The sequence below is a fragment of the Ancylobacter sp. VNQ12 genome (assembly GCF_049445835.1).
GTDB lineage: Bacteria > Pseudomonadota > Alphaproteobacteria > Rhizobiales > Xanthobacteraceae > Ancylobacter.
Map to the genome: position 1 here is coordinate 101,862 of NZ_JBMSDU010000009.1, position 16,650 is coordinate 118,511.

Below are 16,650 nucleotides of genomic sequence, written 5' to 3' on the forward strand. Positions count from 1 at the left end.
GACAGAATCGGGGTTCGTGAACTCTCCACCACGTGAAAAACTTCACGACGGAATTTCTTGAAGTTCCTAAGAGAATTCTTTGAGAATCTTAAGAAAGGCGGCGCCGAACGCCTCCAGCTTGGCGGCGCCCACGCCCTTGACGCCAGCGAGTTCCGAGCGCGTGCGCGGATGCTCCACCGCCATCTCCTCCAGGGTCTTGTCGGCGAACACCACATAGGCCGGCACGTTGCGCTCGGCGGCGAGCTCGCGCCGCAGCGCCTTGAGCTTGCCGAGCAAGGCGCTTTCCGCCGGGGCGAGCTCCGCCCCGCTCTGCGAGCGGGCGAAGCGGGTGCGCTCGCGCTTGGCCGGGGCGCGCAGCGTGAAGGCGCGGGTGCCGCCCAGCACGGCGGCGCCGATCTCGGTCAGGACGAGCGCGCCATAGCGCTGCGGGTCGGCATGCAGCGCGTTGGTGGCGACGAGCTGGCGCAGCAGCGCCCGCCACTCGGTCGCCGGCTTGTCGCCGCCCGTGCCGAAATCGGCCAGCCGGTCATGGCCGCGCGCCACGACCTGGTCGTTGCGCTGGCCGGTGACGATGCCAGCGACATAGGCGGCGCCGTAGCGCTCGCCGGTGGCGCGGACGATGCGCAGCACCAATTGGGCGTCGCGGCTGGCATCGACCACCTTGGGCGGGTCGCGGCACACGTCGCAGGTGCCGCAGGCCTTCGCCCGCTCGCCGAAATAGCCGAGCAGCACGGCGCGCCGGCAGGTCACCGCCTCGCAGAAGCCGACCATGGCGTCGAGCCGGCGGGCTTCCACCATCTTGCGCTCGGGCGGGGAGGGCTCCTCGTCGAGGAAGCGGCGGCGGGTGGCGATGTCGCCGGCCGAATAGAGCAGCATCGCCTCGGCGGGCTGGCCGTCGCGGCCGGCGCGGCCGATCTCCTGGTAATAGGCCTCCAGCGTGCCGGGCGAATCCGCGTGCAGCACATAGCGCACGTCGGATTTGTCGATGCCCATGCCGAAGGCGACGGTGGCGACCATGACGACGCCGTCCTCGGCGAGGAAGGTCTCCTGGTTGGCGGCGCGGGTCTCGGGCGTCAGGCCGGCATGGTAGGGCAAGGCGCGGATGCCGGCGGCGGAGAGCCGCTCGGCGGTCTCCTCCACCTTCTTGCGCGAGATGCGGTAGACGATGCCCGACAGTCCCTCGCGGGCCCGCACGAAGCTCTCGATCTGCCGCGCCGGGTCCTTCTTGTCCTCCACGCCGATGAAGATGTTCGGCCGGTCGAAGCCGGAGACGAACACACGCGCCTGCCCGCCGAACAGCCGCTCGACGATGTCGTCGCGCGTCGCCCTGTCGGCGGTGGCGGTCAGCGCCACCAGCGGCACGTCGGGGAAGATCTCGCGCAGCCGGCCGAGGCCGAGATATTCGTTGCGGAAGGAGTGGCCCCATTGCGAGATGCAATGCGCCTCGTCCACCGCGACCAGCCCGAGCTCAAGGCGGGAGAGCGCGGCGAGCATGCGCTCGGTCATCAGCCGCTCGGGCGCGAGATAGAGCAGGCTCACCTCGCCCGCCGCCACACGCCGCCAGATCGCGACATTGTCCTCGCGGGACTTGCCGGAATGGATCGCCTCGGCGGCGACGCCCTGTAGTTTCAGCGCGTTCACCTGGTCGTCCATCAGCGCGATCAGCGGCGAGATGACGATGGACAGGCCGCCGAAGACGAGGGCGGGCAGCTGGTAGCACAGCGACTTGCCCGCGCCGGTCGGCATGACGGCGAGCGTCGGCACGCCCGCGAGGACGGCGTCCACAACTTCCTGCTGGCCGGGGCGGAAGCGGTCGAAGCCGAACACTTCCGCCAGTCGGGCGCGCTTGCGCGTCTCGATATCCGGCGGCAGCACGCCGAGCGTGGGGTGGACGGAGATGTTCATCGCGTCAATGCGCGCCTCTCGATGGCTTCTGGCCCTTGCTGGGGAGCACGCAGGCGGAAATGGTACGTCCGCGCGTCCGCCGGATTCGCGGAGCTCACCGAGAATCACCCCGATGGCCCTCGAAATCACCCTTGGTTTAACCCTGGTCGCGCTGCTGTTCGAGGCCGCATTCGGCTATCCCTCGATTTTGCTGGAGCGGATCGGCCATCCCGTGATGTGGATCGGCCGCCTGATCGGCCTGCTCGACACCCATGTCAACCGCGACACCGACACGCCGCTGGAGCGCAAATGCGCCGGCGTCGCGACGCTGGCGATCATCCTGGCGGTGTCGCTGACGGCCGGAGCCGTGGCGCAGAAGCTGCTGTTCCTGTTGCCCATGGGCTTCTTCTACGCCGCCTTCGTCGGCTCCACGCTGTTCGCCCAGCGCAGCCTGCACGCGCATGTGGCGCGGGTGGCGGACGGGCTCGATGGCAGCCTTGAGGCGGGGCGCCGGGCGGTGTCGCAGATCGTCGGCCGCGATCCCGACAAGCTGGACGAAGCCGGCGTGGCGCGTGCCGCCATTGAGAGCCTTGCGGAGAATTTCTCCGACGGCATCGTCGCCCCGGCGCTGTGGATGGCGGTCGGCGGGCTGGCGGGAGGCGCGGCCTACAAGGCGGTGAACACCGCCGACAGCATGATCGGCCACAAGGACGCGCGGCACACCGATTTCGGCTGGGCTTCCGCGCGGTTCGACGATCTCGTCAACCTGCCGGCCTCGCGGCTTGCCGGCGCGCTGCTGGTGGCGGCGGCGGTGTTCGTGCCCGGTGCCTCGGCGCGCAAGGCGTGGGCGGCGATGCTGCGCGACGCGGGCAAGCACCGCTCGCCCAATGCCGGCTGGCCGGAGGCGGCGCTGGCCGGGGCGCTCGGCATCGCCATTGCCGGTCCGCGCTATTATGGCGGCAAGCTCTCCACCGACGGGGTGATGGGCGAGGGCGGCCGGCGCGACTGCACGGCGGCGGATATCCGCCGCGCCCTGCAACTCTATCGCGCGGCGGACGGGGTGATGGTCGGCGTGCTGGCGATCGCCGTGCTGGTGCTGGCGGTGTGAGAGGAACCATTGGGAGCGACCTGCACCCTCTCCCCGAGGGGGAGAGGGGTGGGGTGAGGGATCTTAGACGCTCCGCAATCGCGTCGCCCCTCACCGACCCGCTTCGCGGGCCACCTCTCCCCATGGGGAGAGGGAAAGGAGGAGGGAGTTCAGCCCGCCGCCAGCACCAGCAGCCGATCCAGATCGACATGCCGCTCCAGATGCGCGGCGAGGGCGTCGAGCGTCTCGTCCACGCCGGCCTCATAGGCGAGCGTGCTCGGCGCGGCGCCGAGGCTGGCGAGCCAATGCGCGCGCTGGCGGTCCTCAGTGAACAGGCCGTGCGCATAGGTGCCGATGACCCGCCCATCTTCGGAGACGGCGCCTTCCGGCCCTTCTGTGTCGATCAGCGCGAAGGGACGGGCGCGGCCGGGGCCTTCGGTGACGCCCATATGCATCTCGTAGCCCGAGAACGGCACGCCGGCAGCGGTGCCGGTCACCGCGACGAGGCGCTTCTCGCCGGTCAGCACGGTGTCGACATCAAGTAGCCCCAGTCCCGGCACGGTGGCGGGCGGGCCCTCGATGCCGTCCGGGTCGGCGATGGAGCGGCCGAGCATCTGATAGCCGCCGCACAGGCCCAGCACCCGCCCGCCGCGCCGGACATGGGCGGCAAGGTCGATGTCCCAGCCATGCCGGCGCAGGTCTTCCAGATCGGCAATGGTGGATTTCGAGCCGGGCAGGATGACGAGGTCGACATTGCCGGGCAGCGCCGTGCCGGGGCGCAGGCGGATCACCTCGACCGAAGGCTCGGCCTCCAGCGGGTCGAGATCGTCGAAATTGGCGATGCGCGGCAGGATCGGCACGGCGATGCGGAGCTTCGCCCCCGGCTTGGCGAGCGCGGCCGCCTCCAGCCCGAGCGCGTCCTCGGCCGGCAGGCGGCGGGCATCGGGAAAGAACGGAATGAGCCCGAGCGCGGCCCATCCGGTGCGGCGGGCGATCTCCTCCATGCCGGCGGCGAACAGCGCGGGGTCGCCGCGGAAGCGGTTGACCAGGAAGCCGCGGATCATCGCGGCGTCGTCCTCCGGCAGCACCGCGCGGGTGCCGACCAGGCTGGCGATGACGCCGCCGCGGTCAATATCGCCGATCAGGATCACAGGCACGTCGGCCGCGCGGGAAAAACCCATATTGGCGATGTCGCCGGCACGCAGGTTGATTTCGGAGGCGGAGCCGGCGCCCTCCACCAGCACGAGGTCGGCGTCAGTGCGGAGCAATTCATAGCTCTCCAGCACCGCCGCCATCAGCGCGGGCTTGAGCGTCTGATACTCGCTCGCCTTGGCGTTTCCCCGCGAGCGGCCCTGCACCACCACCTGCGCGCCGACGTCGCTCTGCGGCTTCAGCAGCACCGGGTTCATATGGACCGACGGCGCCACGCGGGCGGCGCGCGCCTGCAATGCCTGCGCACGGCCGATCTCGCCGCCGTCGGGCGTGACGGCGGCGTTGTTCGACATGTTCTGCGGCTTGAAGGGGCGGACGATGAGCCCGCGATTGCTGTAGGCGCGGGCGAGGCCGGCGACGATCAGCGACTTGCCGACATCCGAGCCGGTGCCCTGGAACATGAGGGCGCGCGCGTTCATCGCACGCCCTCGTCAGTTCGCAACGTCAGCCGTGATGATGGCCGTGGCCTTGCGAGCCGTAGCTCCGGCCCTCGAGATAGTCGACGCGGCGTTCGAGATTGGCCTCGCGCACCATGCCCGGAATCAGGAACAGGTCGACGATCTGGCCGATGCCCAACAGGCCAACGGTGAGCAGCCAGAGCGCGCCGGTCCAGTAGCGGCCGGTATAGAAGCGATGGATGCCGCAAATGCCGATCAGGCCGAAGAACCAGAACAGATAAGCGACGGGGGTGGAACGCATCGAAGCGTTTCTCCGTGAACAAGCCACGCCGCAACATCCGGCGTCCCACAAAACATAGGGATGCCCCAGCGGAATTGCGAGATCGCCCGGCGCGAATCCTTGCCGCAAGACGTCTTCCGTTTTTCTCCCTCTCCCCGTCGGGGAGAGGGTTGGGGTGAGGGGTCTTTCGCGACATCCAACGGTGTACCCCCTCACCGACCCGCTTCGCGGGCCACCTCTCCCCCACGGGGAGAGGAAAGCGGCGGCGATTGCTCAAAACTCGATGCCCTTCTGCGCCTTCACCCCGGCCTTGAAGTGGTGCTTCACCAGGCTCATCTCGGTGACGAGATCGGCCGCCTCGATCAGCGCCGGCTTGGCGTTGCGGCCGGTGATGACGACGTGGAGCCCGGCGCGGCGGGCGGCCAGCGCCGCCAGCACCTCGTCGAGCGGCAGATAGTCGTAGCGCAGCGCGATGTTGAGTTCGTCGAGGATGACGAGGCCGATGCTCTCGTCCGCCATCAGCTCGCGCGCCTTGTTCCAGGCCCGGCGGGCGCTGGCGATGTCGCGGGCGAGGTCCTGCGTCTCCCAGGTGAAGCCCTCGCCCATGGAGTGCCATGCGACGCGCGGGCCGAAGCTCTCCAGCGCGTCGCGCTCGGCCGAGTGCCAGGCGCCCTTGATGAACTGCACCACGCCGACGCGGCCTCCGTGACCGAGCGTGCGCAAGGCAAGGCCGAAGGCGGCGGTCGACTTGCCCTTGCCGGCGCCGGTGTGGACGATCAGCAGGCCCTTTTCGACCGTCTTTTCCGCGACTTCCGCGTCCTGCACCGCCTTGCGCTTTTCCATCTTGGCGCGATGGCGCGCGGCATCTTCCTCGGAGATTCCCGTCATCCCTTAACCCTCATCGGCAGGCCGGCGACCATGAAGATCACGGTGTCGGCGCGGGCGGCGACCCGCTGATTCAGCCGGCCCTGCGCGTCGCGGAAGCGGCGGGCCAGCGCATTGTCCGGCACGATGCCGAGCCCGGTCTCGTTGGAGACCACGACGACCGGCCCGTCATGGGCTTTGAGCGCCTCCACCAGCGCGGCGCTCTCGGCGGCGAGATCGGCCTCGGCGAGCAGGCGGTTGGTCAGCCAGAGGGTGAGGCAGTCGACCAGTACGGCGCGGCCGGCGGGCAGCGCGCGGAGCGCGGCGGCAAGCTCATGCGGCACGTCGAGCGTCACCCAGCCCGTGCCGCGCCGCGAGCGGTGAAGCGCGATGCGCTCCACCATCTCGTCGTCATAGGCCTCGCCCGTGGCGAGATAGGTCCAGGGCGGCGGCAGAGCTTCGACAAGCTCCTCGGCGTGCCGGCTCTTGCCGGAGCGGGCACCGCCGAGGACGAAGGTCAGGCCCATGCCGGCGCTCAGGCGGCCGTACCGGCAATGCGCGGGCGCAGCCAGCCGGCGAGACCGCCGAGCAGCGCCCAGAACACGAAGCTCGTCATCACGCTCGCCACGATGAAGCTGTGGTGCAGCGATGCCGGGATCGGGCTCTCATGGCTGTCGGGCTGCGGCGCGCCGATGACATGCGGCGCGACGATCAGCGCGACACCCAGCACGGCGAGCAGCGGCGAGCGGCCGAAGGCGATGAGCGCGAGGCCGCCGGCGGTCGCCGCCACCGTGCCGATCCACCAGAGCTGCCTGGTCGCGAGATCGGCGGCGGGCATGGCCGGCAGTTCCGGCGGCAGGCCGAGGCCGGGCGCGAGGGTGAAGGCGGCAAAGCCCGCCAGACCCCAGAGCACGCCCTGGTGCCAGTTCTTCAGCCCGCCGGCGAGTTCGCTCGCCGCCACCAGCAAGAGGCCGAAGCCGAAGCCGGTGAGCACGGTGAAGATCACGGTGAGGCCGTTGCGCTCGATCCCGTCGGAGGGGCCCCATTCGTCGCCGTCATGGGCATGCTCGTGCGCGGCGGTGCCGGGCGCATGCTCATGCGTCGCGGCTTCGGTGGGAGCCGCCTCGCCACCGGCGCTTTCGAAGGTCTCCGCCTGGAGGATCAGCGGGACGGTGGCATAGAGGTGGATGGCGGAGCCGACCACGCCGGTGCCGATGCCGGCCAGCGCGGCGACGAACAGAATCGTCCTGAAAAGCGACATGATGCGCGTTCCCTCACCGTCAGTGGCAGGGGAAGGCGTTGGCGTGCCGGACGTCGTGCGTCGCATTGTGCACGGCGCTGATGTGGGAGAAGCCCACGCCGCCGAGCACGAACACGCCGAGCAGCGCGGCGAAGGTGATCTGGACGGCGCGCGAGGCGGCGGATTCGGTCGAGGCAGCCGCGGTCCGGCCGTGAGGGATGTTCATGACAGCTCCTTTGACCCTCCACCCGAGGGTCGTTGCGGTTTTGTCGACGGCCGGTCTCCTGGCTCGCGGGTCTCGGCCCGTCTCCGCCTTCCCGGCGCGAACGCCAGTGGCTGATGGAGGAGGGCTCGCCGCTTACAGTTGCGGGGGCAGCCGCGGAATCGGCGTCCACCTTTTCAAGGTTTCCGCCCCACCGCGTTCCCGTCTTACGTCCCGTGCGCATCACGGGAACCGACGACATCGGGCGACTATAGCGGTCAAATGCCATGCCGCAATGGCGATGAGGGGTGTCCGGTTTGACATTCACACCCCGCGCTCCTTTAGTGGCCGGGATCGACGGTTTCCTCCTTCCGGGGAGGGACGAAGAGGGAATGCGGTGCCGGGTGCTTCATGCGCCCTATTCCGCGGCTGCCCCCGCAACTGTAAGCGGCGAGCCCACGCCATAAGCCACTGGAGGACACTCCGGGAAGGCGGCGACGAGGGCCAGGACCCGCGAGCCAGGAGACCTGCCGTCGATCCGGTCGCGTTTGCCGGCGGGGTGCCCGGCGAGCGGGTAGAGCCGTTGGGGTCCATCCCCCGGCTTCGCGCGGAGACCCCTCCGCGACCGGCGCATCCCGTGAACCTCTTGGGCTTTCGTGGAGACGCCGCATGACCGCCGCCGCAACCAGCGCCACTTCGAGCAACCTCTCGCGGGTGCCATGCACCATCGTCACCGGCTTCCTCGGCTCGGGCAAGACGACGCTGATCCGCCACGTGCTGGAGAATGTGACGGGCAAGCGCCTTGCCGTGATCGTCAACGAGTTCGGCGATGTCGGCATCGACGGCGAAATCCTGAAGGGGTGCGGCATCGACACCTGCCCGGAGGAGAACATCGTCGAACTGGCCAATGGCTGCATCTGCTGCACCGTCGCCGACGATTTCGTGCCCGCGCTCGACGCCATCCTCTCGCGCGTGCCGAGGGTCGACCACATCCTGATCGAGACCTCCGGCCTCGCGCTGCCCAAGCCGCTGGTGCAGGCCTTCCAATGGCCGGCGATCCGCAGCCGGGTCACGGTGGACGGGGTGGTCGCGGTGGTGGATGGCGAGGCGCTGGCTTCCGGCCGCGTGGCGCATGACCACGACGCGTTGGACGAGCAGCGCTCCGCCGACGCCTCGCTCGACCATGACGACCCGATCGAGGAAGTGTTCGACGACCAGATCGCCTGCGCCGACCTCGTCATCCTCACCAAGGGCGACCTCATCGACACGGAAGGGGCCGTGCGCGCCCGCGCCGCGCTCGATGCCGAGCTGCCGAGGGGCGTGCAGGTGGTGAGCGTCACCGGCGGGCGGATCGACCCCGCCATCCTGATGGGCCTCGGCGTCGGCACCGAGGACGACATCGAGAACCGCAAGACCCATCATGACGACGAGCTGGACCACGACCATGACGACTTCGACAGCTTCGTGGTGGACGTGCCGGAGATCGCCAATCCCGCCGTGCTGGCCGCCCGTGTCGCCCGCGCCGCCGAGGAGGCGGACGTGCTGCGGGTGAAGGGCTTCCTGTCCGTCGCGGGCAAGCCGATGCGCCTGCTGGTGCAGGCGGTCGGCCCGCGCGTCGACCATCATTATGAGCGCCCGTGGGGCGACGCGCCGCGCGCCGGCAAGCTGGTCGCCATCGGGCTCAAGGGGCTCGACCGGGCGAAGGTGGAGGCGATCCTCGCCGGCGAGGCAGTGGCGGCATGAGGGCGCCTGCCACACGACACAACGTCATCCTGAGGTGCCCGGACGTCGTCCGGGCCTCGAAGGATGGTCGTCACGGCGCGTGGCTCCACCATCCTTCGAGGCTCGCTTCGCTCGCACCTCAGGATGACGGTGCACATAAAGGCGGCTAGGCACCCATGCATATCCTCACCACCACCTCCACCAGCCTCGACGATCTCGTCGAGCCGGTCGACCTCGGCCAGACGCCGGGCGAGGTGGTGGTGCTGTCCTTCACCGACAGCGACCTCGGCGCGCTCGCCGGGGCGCAGCAGGCCGAGACAGGTCTGCCGAGCCTGCGCCTCGCAAACTTACGCGATCTGCGGCACCCGATGTCGGTGGACCTGTGGATCGACAGTGTCGCAGTGCATGCCCGCATCGTGGTGGTGCGGCTGCTCGGCGGGCTGGAGTGGTGGCGCTACGGCGTCGAGCGGCTGGGCGCCGAGGCCCGCGCGCGCGGCATCAAACTCGCCGTGCTGCCGGGCGAGGATCGCGACGATCCCCGGCTGGCGGAGGCTTCCACCCTGCCGGCTTTGGAACTGGAGGCGCTGCTCGGCTATTTCCGCGCCGGTGGCCCGGCCAATATGCGCGCCCTGCTGCGCCGCCTGGCGGGACATGCCGGGCGTGAGATCGATGCGCCCGCGCCGCAGCCCGTGCCGCTGGCGGGATTTTATCCGTGGGACGGTGCTTCCCCCTCACCCAACCCTCTCCCCGTGGGGGAGAGGGCTTTGACAGTCGCGCGACCTGCTCCCTCTCCCCGCGGGGGAGAGGGGCGGGGTGAGGGGTCTTCGCCGTCGCGGAGCCGTGAGACCGCCCCCGCCATCCCCATCATCTTCTACCGCTCCATGTGGCTGGCCGGCGACACCGCGCCGGTCGACGCGCTCTGCGCCTCGCTGGCCGCGCGCGGGCTGGCGCCAAAACCGATCTTCGTCGCCTCGCTGCGCGAGCCGGCCTCTATCGCCTTCCTGAAGGACGCGCTGGCCGAATGCGACCCCGCCGCCATCCTCACGCTGACCGCGTTCGCTGCCGCCGATCGGGGCGAGGAGACCGTGCTCGACGCCTGTGGCGTGCCGGCGCTTCAGGCCATTGTTGCCACGACGAAGCGCGAGGCGTGGGCCGAGGGCGCGCGCGGGCTGACCAGCGCCGACCTTGCCATGCATGTCGTGCTGCCCGAGCTCGACGGGCGCGTGCTGGCCGGCGCGCTCTCCTTCAAGGCGCCGCTGGAGACGCCTGCCGTGCCCGGCTTCACCGCGCTGGTGAACCGGCCGGAGCCGGACCGCATCGAGCAGGTCGCCGACCGCGTGGTGGCGCTGGTCCGTTTGCAGCGCACGCCGCGTGCAGAACGCCGGGTGACGGTGCTGATGCCGGAATATGCCGGCGCGCCGGGCCGCACCGGCTGGGCGGTCGGCCTCGACGTGCCGGCCAGCGTGCGGGCGCTGCTGGAAGACCTGCGCACGGCGGGCTATCGGGTGGAGGACGTGCCCGGGGATGAGCGGGGGCTGCTGGAACGGCTTACACCCAACGAACACCGTCATTCTGAGGTGCCCGGCGTTAGCCGGGCCTCGAAGGATGTTCGCCTCGTGCGCCCGGATGAGCATCCTTCGAGGCTCGCTCCGCTCGCACCTCAGGATGACGGCGCTCTTGATTTGGCCGACTATCGCGCCCATCTCGCCACGCTGCCCGCTGGCGCCGTCGCCGCCATCCATGCCGCCTGGGGCGCGCCGGAGGATGATCCCGATCTCGCGGATGGCGCCTTCCGCTTCCGGGCGCGCGCCTTTGGAAACGTCACGGTCGCCATCGCACCAGATCGCGGCTCGCATGCCGATCGGCGGGCGCAGTATCACGACCCCGCGCTGCCGCCGCGCCACGCGCTTCTCGCCTTCGGTCTCTGGCTGCAACGCAGCGCCGACGCGCTGGTGCATATGGGCGCGCATGGCACGCTGGAATGGCTGCCGGGCAAGCATGTGGCGCTGACCAAAGCCTGCTTTCCCGAGCTGGCGCTGGGCAGCCTGCCGGTCGCCTACCCCTTTATCGTCTCCAATCCCGGCGAGGCGGCGCAGGCCAAGCGGCGCATCGCCGCCGTCACGCTCGGCCATCTGCCGCCGCCGACCGCCGAGGCCGGGCTTGCCGATGAGGGGGCGGAGCTGGAGCGGCTGGTGGATGAGTATGCGCAGGCCGACGGGCTCGACCGCCGGCGGCGCGAACTTCTGGCGCGGCTCATCGTCGAGGAGGCGAGCCGTACCGGCTTCGCCAGGGATGCGGGCCTGTCTCCTGATGCTGCGCCGGACGAGGCGTTGAAGCAGATCGACGCCTTTCTCTGCGACATCAAGGAGATGCGGCTCAAGGACGGCTTCCACGTCTATGGCCGGGGCGCCTGTGGCGAGGCCGAGCGCGACGGGCTGCTCGCCGCGCTGGACGGAAGGCGCGTCGCCGCAGGGCCTGCCGGCGCGCCGGGGCGCGGGCGCACCGATGTGATGCCGACCGGGCGCAACCTGTTCGCCGCCGATCCGCGTAGCCTGCCGACGCAAACCGCTGTGGATCTCGGGCGGCTGGCCGCCGATGAAGTCTTGCGCGCTTATGCGCAGGCACATGGCGACTGGCCGCGTTCGCTGGTGCTGGACCTGTGGGGCAGCGCGACGCTGCGCACCGGCGGCGAGGAGATCGCGCAGGGGCTGGCGCTGATCGGTGCCCGGCCGACCTGGGACCCGGCGACCGGCCGCGTGACCGGCATCGAGGTGCTGCCGACCGCTCTGCTCGGGCGCCCGCGCGTCGATGTCACCTTTCGCATTTCCGGCCTGTTCCGCGACCTGTTCCCGGCGCAGATCGCCCTCATCGACGCCGCCCTGCGCGCGGTGGCGCGGCGCGACGAGGAACCGGACGAGAATCCGTTGAAGCTGGCCGGCGAGGGTGCCCCGCGCATCTTCGGCACCGCGCCGGGCGCCTATGGTGCCGGGCTGGAAGCGGGCGAGATCGAACGCGAGGCGCTCGGCGCGGCCTATCTCGCCAGCGCCTCGCATGCCTATGGCGGGGTGGAGGGCGAAGCCTTCGCCGTGGGCGCGGCCTTCACCGACCGGGTGGCGGCGGCGGACCTCCTGGTGCATGGCGGCGACGATCCCGGCCGCGACCTGCTGGAAGGCGATGCCGACCTCGCCTTCATCGGCGGCTTTGCGGCGGCGGCCGAACGGCTCGGCCGCGCGCCGGACCTCATCGTGCTCGACACCACCGATCCGGCGCGGCCGACCGCGCGCCCGCTCGATCAAGCGATCGCCCGCATCGTGCGCGGGCGGACCAGCCCGCGCTACATCGCCGGCCTGCTGCGCCACGGGCCGCGCGGCGCGGCGGAAATCGCCGAGACCGTCGACCGGCTGATCGGCTTCGCTGAAGCGACGCGCGCCGTGCCGGGCCATCTGATCGACGCGCTGCATGGCGCTTATGTCGGTGACGAGCGGGTGCGCGCTTTCCTGACCGAAGCCTCGCCCGAGGCGGCGCGCTTCATCGCCGCGCGGTTCGAGGGCGCGCGGGAGAGGGGGCTCTGGCACCCCCGCCGCAATGATGTCGGTGCCGGGCTCGCGGTCTTGGCGGGGGAGGCGGCCGAATGAACACCACAGCCTCGATGCGGCGCGGCGCCTGCCCCTCGCTGCCGCAGCCAATGCAGACCGGCGACGGGCTGCTGGCGCGTCTCCAGCCGCTGGAGCCGCTGACGCTGGATCAGCTGGCCGGGCTGGCGCGTCTGGCGCGCGACCTCGGCAACGGCATTGTCGAGGTGACGGCGCGCGGCAAGCTGCAACTGCGCGGCCTCAACCCGGTAAGCGCGGCGCGCCTGCCGGAGGCGGTGGATGCGCTGGGCATCGCGGTGCCGCAGGGCTTTCCCGCCGAGGCGAGCGCGCTGGCCGGGCTCGACCCTGCGGAACGTCTCGACCCGCGCCCGCTGGCCCGCGCCATTTCCGAAGCGGCGGCCCCTTTAGTGTCCGCTCTGGCGCCGAAGACCTCTGTCGTGGTCGATGGCGGCGGTACGCTGCATCTCGATGGGCTGAAGGCCGATGTCGGCGTGACGGCCGTCTCGGGCGACCGCTGCCTTGTATCGCTCGCCGGCGTGCCGGCGGGGGAGATCGCGCGCGAGCATGTCGCCGGCATCGTCCTTGCCCTGCTGCAACGCCTTGCGGCGGCGGGCGCGACGGCGCGGATGGCCGATCTGGTGGCGGCGCACGGCGTCCTGGCGCTGGCGCGGGCGGCCGGCCTGTCGCCGACTGAGCCGCCCGCGCCGCGTTCTGACGCCGAGCCGGTGGGCATCCATGAATTGCGGGACGGCAGCGTCGCGCTCGGCCTCGGGCTGGCCTATGGGCAGGTCGACGCCGAGGCTTTGCAGGCCCTCGTCGAGGCGGCGCGAAAGGCGGGTGCCCGGCACATCGAGCCGGCCGCCGGGCGGGCGCTGCTGGTGGTCGGGTTGTCGCGCGAGGCGGCCGAACGGTTGCGCGCGCAGGCTGTGACGCTCGGCTTCATCGCCGATCCTGCCGATCCGCGCCGCCGCATCTTCGCCTGCGCCGGCAAGCCGGCCTGCGGCTCCGCGCGCATCGCGACGCACAGGCTCGCCAACGTCCTCGCGCCGGTTCTGCGGGGCGAGCAGGTTCACATTTCCGGCTGCCCCAAAGGCTGCGCGCATCCGGCAAGGGCGGCCCTGACCATCGTGGGACTGGACGAGGGGGCGGGTCTCGTGGTCGAAGGCACCGCGCGCGACGTCCCGTTGCGGATCGTGCCCGAGGCACGGCTTGCCGGGGCGGCGCGGGAATTTCTTGAGAAGGGCGAAATCTGAGTGTCCACCCCGTTCGATTACGTGCGCGACGGCGATGCCATCTATGAGCGCTCCTTCGCCATCATCCGCGAGGAAGCCGAGCTCGGCCGCTTCTCAGGCGAGGAGGCGGATGTGGCGGTGCGTATGATCCATGCCTGCGGGCTGGTCGAGGCCGCCTTCGCCATCGATTTCGCGCCCGATCTGGTGCGCGCCGCGCGCAGCGCCTTGCAGGCCGGCGCGCCGATCCTGTGCGATGCGCAGATGGTGGCGCATGGCGTGACCCGCGCCCGCCTGCCGGCGCAGAACGAGGTGGTCTGCACGCTGCGCGATCCCGCCGTTCCCGGCCTTGCCGAAAGGCTCGGCACCACGCGCTCGGCCGCCGCGCTGGAGCTGTGGCGCGACAGGATGGAAGGCGCCGTCATCGCCATCGGCAATGCGCCGACCGCGCTGTTCCGCCTCCTCGAAATGCTCGATGCCGGCGCGCCGCGCCCCGCCGCCATTCTCGGCATTCCCGTCGGCTTCGTCGGCGCGGCCGAATCCAAGGATGCGCTGGCCGGCGGCGATCACGGCGTGCCGTGGCTGGTGGTGCGTGGCCGGTTGGGGGGCAGCGCCATGACGGCGGCGGCGGTCAACGCGCTGGCGAGGCCGGGTCTATGACGGGCCGCTTGATTGGAGTCGGCGTTGGGCCGGGCGATCCGGAACTGATGACGCTGAAGGCGGTGCGCGCGTTGCAGGGCGCCGATGTCGTCGCCTATTTCGCCAAGCTCGGCAATGGCAGCCATGCCCGCGCCATCGCCCACCCGCATTTCCGCGAGGGCGCGGTGGAGCTGCCGCTCGGCTATCCCGTGACCACCGAGATGCCCAAGGACGAGGCGCCCTACAAGGCTGCCATCACCGGCTTCTACGATGCCTCGGCGCAGGCGGTGGCGGCGCATCTCGATGCGGGCCGGACGGTGGCGGTGCTGTCCGAGGGCGACCCGCTGTTCTATGGCTCCTATATGCACCTGCATGTGCGCCTCGCGGATCGCTACAGCACCGATGTCATTCCCGGCGTCACCGGCATGTCCGGGTGCTGGTCGCAGGCCGGCACCCCCATCGCCCAGGGCGACGATGTGCTGAGCGTGCTGCCGGGTACGCTGTCCGAGGGCGAACTGGTGCGCCGGCTTTCCGGCGCGGATGCGGCGGTGATCATGAAGGTCGGCCGCAACTTGCCGAAGATCCGCCGGGCGCTCGGTGCCGTCGGCAAGCTGGAACGCGCGCTCTATGTTGAGCGCGGCACGATGAAGGATGGCCATTGCACGCGGCTGGCGGCGCGGGACGAGAGCCCGGCGCCCTATTTCGCCATCGTGCTGGTGCCGGGATGGGAGGCGCGCGGATGAGCGGCGGCAAGAGCGGAAAACTCACCGTGGTCGGTCTCGGGCCGGGCGAGGCGCGCTTCCTCACGCCGGAGGCGAGCGCGGCGCTGAACGAGGCCGAGGCGCTCTACGGCTATGAGCCCTATCTCGACCGGGTGCCCGCGCGGGCCGGCCAGACGCGGCACGCCTCCGACAATCGCGAGGAACTGGCGCGGGCCGGGGCGGCGCTGGCCCATGCGGCGGGCGGCGCTCAGGTGGCCATGGTGTCGGGCGGCGATCCCGGCGTGTTCGCCATGGCGGCGGCGGTGATCGAGGCGATCGAGACCGGGCCGGAGGAGTGGCGCGCGCTGGAGCTCGTTGTCGTGCCGGGCATCACCGCCATGCTGGCGGTGGCGGCGCGATGCGGCGCGCCGCTGGGGCATGATTTCTGCGCCATCTCGCTGTCCGACAACCTCAAGCCCTGGGAGCTGATCGAGAAGCGGCTGCGGCTCGCGGCGCAAGCCGGTTTTGCCATGGCGTTCTACAATCCGGTGTCGAAAGCCCGCCCGCACCAGCTGGAGACGGCGTTCGACATTCTGCGCGAGGAACTGCCGGGCAGCGTGCCGGTGATCTTCGGCCGCGCGGTGGGCCGGCCGGACGAGCGGCTGCGGCTGGTGCCGCTCGCCAATGCGCACGGCCACATGGCCGACATGGCGACCTGCATCCTGGTCGGTTCGGTGGAGACGCGGATCGTCGAGCGGCCGGGCCTGCCCTCGCTGGTCTATACGCCGCGTCGGGCCGGGGATGTCTGATGCGGCAGGCGCTCCAGCCAGCCGAGCACCGCGCCGACGCTGCCGACGGTCTCGACCTGCGGGCGCTCTGGGCGGGCGACCATGATCACCTCGATGCCGAGCGCGCGGGCCGCAGCGATCTTGCCATAGGTCGCCGCGCCGCCGCTGTTCTTCGACAGCACGGCGTCGATGTCGTTGCCGGTCAGCAAAGCGTGCTCGTCGGCCGGGCTGAACGGGCCGCGCGCCTCGATATAGCGGGCATGGGGGACAGTGAGCCGGGGTTCCACCGGATCGATGCTGCGCACGAGGTAATGGTGCTGCGGCGCCGCCTCCACCGCATGGACCTCGTTGCGGCCGAGCGCCACCAGCACGCGGCGCGGGCTCTCGCCGAGCGCGGCGACGGCCTCGGGAATGTCGGCCGCCTCGGTCCAGATGTCGCCGGCCTGCCGCTCCCAGGCGGGGCGGAGCAGGGCCACCAGCGGCACGTCGGCCAGCCGGGCAGCCTCGGCTGCATTGCGCGAGATGTTGGCGGCGAAGGGATGGGTGGCGTCGACCAGCGCGTCGATCCGTTCGGCGCGCAGATGCGTGGCCAGCCCCTCGGCACCGCCGAAGCCGCCGGAGCGGGTAGCGACGCCCGCGTCGAGCGGGTTGCGCGTGCGGCCGGCAAGCGACAGGCTGACCGTGAGGCCCCCGTGGGCGGCCAGCGCGGCGCTAAGCTCGCGAGCCTCGCTGGTGCCGCCCAATATGAGGACGCGGGGCGGTCGGTCGTGGGAAGGCGGGTTCATGACGCAGGCTGAATCCATCGCGCCGG

15 protein-coding genes and 2 riboswitches are annotated in these 16,650 nt (G+C 70.9%); of the genes, 7 read left to right on the top strand and 8 right to left on the bottom strand.

Annotated elements, in window-relative coordinates; genetic code table 11:
* Nucleotides 1-66: 66 nt before the first annotated feature.
* Nucleotides 67-1,905, bottom strand: a complete 1,839-nt coding sequence (gene recQ / locus ACO2RV_RS14020; protein WP_423293961.1) for a DNA helicase RecQ — start codon at nucleotides 1,903-1,905, stop codon at nucleotides 67-69.
* A 112-nt stretch (nucleotides 1,906-2,017) separates the two neighbouring features.
* On the opposite strand from recQ, the gene cbiB reads away from it, so the two are divergent.
* The gene (gene cbiB / locus ACO2RV_RS14025) at nucleotides 2,018-2,992 is read left to right on the top strand and encodes an adenosylcobinamide-phosphate synthase CbiB (protein WP_423293963.1); all 975 of its coding nucleotides are present in this window, start codon (nucleotides 2,018-2,020) and stop codon (nucleotides 2,990-2,992) included.
* A 149-nt stretch (nucleotides 2,993-3,141) separates the two neighbouring features.
* Here cbiB and ACO2RV_RS14030 read toward each other — a convergent pair whose 3' ends face one another.
* From ACO2RV_RS14030 to ACO2RV_RS14055, 6 genes are all read right to left on the bottom strand, one after another.
* On the bottom strand, nucleotides 3,142-4,602 hold the full coding sequence (locus ACO2RV_RS14030; protein WP_423293965.1) for a cobyric acid synthase: 1,461 nt from the start codon (nucleotides 4,600-4,602) through the stop codon (nucleotides 3,142-3,144).
* Nucleotides 4,603-4,627: 25 nt separating this feature from the next.
* A complete protein-coding gene (locus ACO2RV_RS14035; protein ID WP_423293967.1) occupies nucleotides 4,628-4,882 on the bottom strand; it encodes an NINE protein in 255 nt (84 codons plus the stop codon).
* Nucleotides 4,883-5,134: 252 nt separating this feature from the next.
* Nucleotides 5,135-5,749: a cob(I)yrinic acid a,c-diamide adenosyltransferase gene (gene cobO, locus ACO2RV_RS14040; protein ID WP_423293969.1), complete on the bottom strand. Its 615-nt coding sequence runs from the start codon at nucleotides 5,747-5,749 to the stop codon at nucleotides 5,135-5,137.
* Nucleotides 5,746-6,252, bottom strand: a complete 507-nt coding sequence (gene cobU / locus ACO2RV_RS14045; RefSeq protein ID WP_423293971.1) for a bifunctional adenosylcobinamide kinase/adenosylcobinamide-phosphate guanylyltransferase — start codon at nucleotides 6,250-6,252, stop codon at nucleotides 5,746-5,748. Before cobU ends, cobO begins: the two co-directional genes overlap by 4 nt.
* Before the next feature lie 8 nt (nucleotides 6,253-6,260).
* Entirely contained in the window at nucleotides 6,261-6,986 is a 726-nt protein-coding gene (locus ACO2RV_RS14050; RefSeq protein ID WP_423293973.1) for a CbtA family protein, read from the bottom strand.
* Between the two features lie 19 nt (nucleotides 6,987-7,005).
* Nucleotides 7,006-7,191, bottom strand: coding sequence for a CbtB domain-containing protein (locus ACO2RV_RS14055; protein WP_423293975.1), 186 nt, complete (start codon nucleotides 7,189-7,191; stop codon nucleotides 7,006-7,008).
* A gap of 31 nt (nucleotides 7,192-7,222) precedes the next feature.
* Nucleotides 7,223-7,439, bottom strand: a riboswitch (cobalamin riboswitch).
* Between the two features lie 69 nt (nucleotides 7,440-7,508).
* A riboswitch (cobalamin riboswitch) is annotated at nucleotides 7,509-7,716 on the top strand.
* 120 nt (nucleotides 7,717-7,836) lie between these two features.
* Between ACO2RV_RS14055 and cobW the strand changes: the two genes are divergently transcribed.
* The 6 genes from cobW (at nucleotide 7,837) to ACO2RV_RS14085 (ending at nucleotide 15,860) form a co-directional block, all read left to right on the top strand.
* A complete protein-coding gene (cobW, locus tag ACO2RV_RS14060) occupies nucleotides 7,837-8,910 on the top strand; it encodes a cobalamin biosynthesis protein CobW (RefSeq protein WP_423293977.1) in 1,074 nt (357 codons plus the stop codon).
* Between the two features lie 155 nt (nucleotides 8,911-9,065).
* Nucleotides 9,066-12,524: a cobaltochelatase subunit CobN gene (gene cobN, locus ACO2RV_RS14065; protein ID WP_423293979.1), complete on the top strand. Its 3,459-nt coding sequence runs from the start codon at nucleotides 9,066-9,068 to the stop codon at nucleotides 12,522-12,524.
* Complete coding sequence (cobG, locus tag ACO2RV_RS14070) at nucleotides 12,521-13,735, top strand: precorrin-3B synthase (RefSeq protein WP_423293981.1); 1,215 nt, start codon at nucleotides 12,521-12,523, stop codon at nucleotides 13,733-13,735. Before cobN ends, cobG begins: the two co-directional genes overlap by 4 nt.
* Entirely contained in the window at nucleotides 13,736-14,371 is a 636-nt protein-coding gene (locus ACO2RV_RS14075; RefSeq protein WP_423293983.1) for a precorrin-8X methylmutase, read from the top strand.
* Nucleotides 14,368-15,093 carry a precorrin-2 C(20)-methyltransferase gene (locus ACO2RV_RS14080; RefSeq protein ID WP_423293985.1) on the top strand — a complete coding sequence of 242 codons (726 nt, stop codon included), beginning with the start codon at nucleotides 14,368-14,370 and terminating at the stop codon, nucleotides 15,091-15,093. Before ACO2RV_RS14075 ends, ACO2RV_RS14080 begins: the two co-directional genes overlap by 4 nt.
* Nucleotides 15,090-15,860, top strand: coding sequence for a precorrin-3B C(17)-methyltransferase (locus ACO2RV_RS14085; RefSeq protein WP_423293987.1), 771 nt, complete (start codon nucleotides 15,090-15,092; stop codon nucleotides 15,858-15,860). The genes ACO2RV_RS14080 and ACO2RV_RS14085 overlap by 4 nt, the downstream gene beginning before the upstream one ends.
* On the opposite strand, the gene ACO2RV_RS14090 is transcribed toward ACO2RV_RS14085, so the two are convergent.
* On the bottom strand, nucleotides 15,830-16,624 hold the full coding sequence (locus ACO2RV_RS14090; RefSeq protein ID WP_423293989.1) for a cobalt-precorrin-6A reductase: 795 nt from the start codon (nucleotides 16,622-16,624) through the stop codon (nucleotides 15,830-15,832). The genes ACO2RV_RS14085 and ACO2RV_RS14090 overlap by 31 nt on opposite strands.
* Nucleotides 16,625-16,650 lie beyond the last annotated feature (26 nt).

Coding starts and splice junctions, on each gene's coding strand:
- cobW (WP_423293977.1), top strand. CDS start 7,837: ATGACCGCCGCCGCAACCAGCGCCACTTCGAGCAACCTCTCGCGGGTG.
- ACO2RV_RS14090 (WP_423293989.1), bottom strand. CDS start 16,624: ATGAACCCGCCTTCCCACGACCGACCGCCCCGCGTCCTCATATTGGGC.
- cobU (WP_423293971.1), bottom strand. CDS start 6,252: ATGGGCCTGACCTTCGTCCTCGGCGGTGCCCGCTCCGGCAAGAGCCGG.
- cobG (WP_423293981.1), top strand. CDS start 12,521: ATGAACACCACAGCCTCGATGCGGCGCGGCGCCTGCCCCTCGCTGCCG.
- ACO2RV_RS14035 (WP_423293967.1), bottom strand. CDS start 4,882: ATGCGTTCCACCCCCGTCGCTTATCTGTTCTGGTTCTTCGGCCTGATC.
- cbiB (WP_423293963.1), top strand. CDS start 2,018: ATGGCCCTCGAAATCACCCTTGGTTTAACCCTGGTCGCGCTGCTGTTC.
- ACO2RV_RS14080 (WP_423293985.1), top strand. CDS start 14,368: ATGACGGGCCGCTTGATTGGAGTCGGCGTTGGGCCGGGCGATCCGGAA.
- ACO2RV_RS14085 (WP_423293987.1), top strand. CDS start 15,090: ATGAGCGGCGGCAAGAGCGGAAAACTCACCGTGGTCGGTCTCGGGCCG.
- cobO (WP_423293969.1), bottom strand. CDS start 5,749: ATGACGGGAATCTCCGAGGAAGATGCCGCGCGCCATCGCGCCAAGATG.
- ACO2RV_RS14050 (WP_423293973.1), bottom strand. CDS start 6,986: ATGTCGCTTTTCAGGACGATTCTGTTCGTCGCCGCGCTGGCCGGCATC.
- cobN (WP_423293979.1), top strand. CDS start 9,066: ATGCATATCCTCACCACCACCTCCACCAGCCTCGACGATCTCGTCGAG.
- ACO2RV_RS14055 (WP_423293975.1), bottom strand. CDS start 7,191: ATGAACATCCCTCACGGCCGGACCGCGGCTGCCTCGACCGAATCCGCC.
- ACO2RV_RS14030 (WP_423293965.1), bottom strand. CDS start 4,602: ATGAACGCGCGCGCCCTCATGTTCCAGGGCACCGGCTCGGATGTCGGC.
- recQ (WP_423293961.1), bottom strand. CDS start 1,905: ATGAACATCTCCGTCCACCCCACGCTCGGCGTGCTGCCGCCGGATATC.